This window comes from Nocardia sp. alder85J, from assembly GCF_020176955.2.
GTDB lineage: Bacteria > Actinomycetota > Actinomycetes > Mycobacteriales > Mycobacteriaceae > Nocardia.
The window spans coordinates 1-399 of the sequence record NZ_JAIUCZ020000040.1; the positions used below are offsets into that span (position 1 = coordinate 1).

General features: G+C 60.9%; 1 protein-coding gene. It reads right to left on the reverse strand.

All coding sequences use genetic code 11. The features are described 5' to 3' along the window. Positions 1-39 precede the first annotated feature (39 nt). Positions 40-333, reverse strand: coding sequence for a transposase (locus tag LBW94_RS44165; RefSeq protein ID WP_266273644.1), 294 nt, complete (start codon positions 331-333; stop codon positions 40-42). Positions 334-399 lie beyond the last annotated feature (66 nt).

The window sequence follows — 399 nt, forward strand, 5'->3', positions numbered from 1 at the left end:
GACTGCCTTCTTCGGAGGCGATGAACGCGTATTTCACAGTCACCGGTGCTTCTTCGCGAAGAAGGCCACCGATTTTCCCAAGAAGCGGTTCTCCTCCTCCAGTTCCCGGACCCGCCGCTCCAATTCCTTCAACCGGGCCCGCTCGGTCACAGTCAACTCCGTATCGGCCGGCGGGTGGGCCTGCCGGAACTCCCTCACCCAATTCCGGATCGTCTGACCGGTGACACCACAATCACGGGCCACATCCTCGACCGCCCGGGACTTCTCGACAACCTCCCGGGCCGCGGTATCCCGGAACTCGGGACTGAAATTCCGCGACTTCTTCTGTGCCACAGACAACTCCGTTCAGTTACCCCAATCCTACTTTGGGGCACTGTCCGAGAACCTTGGGGCACCTCA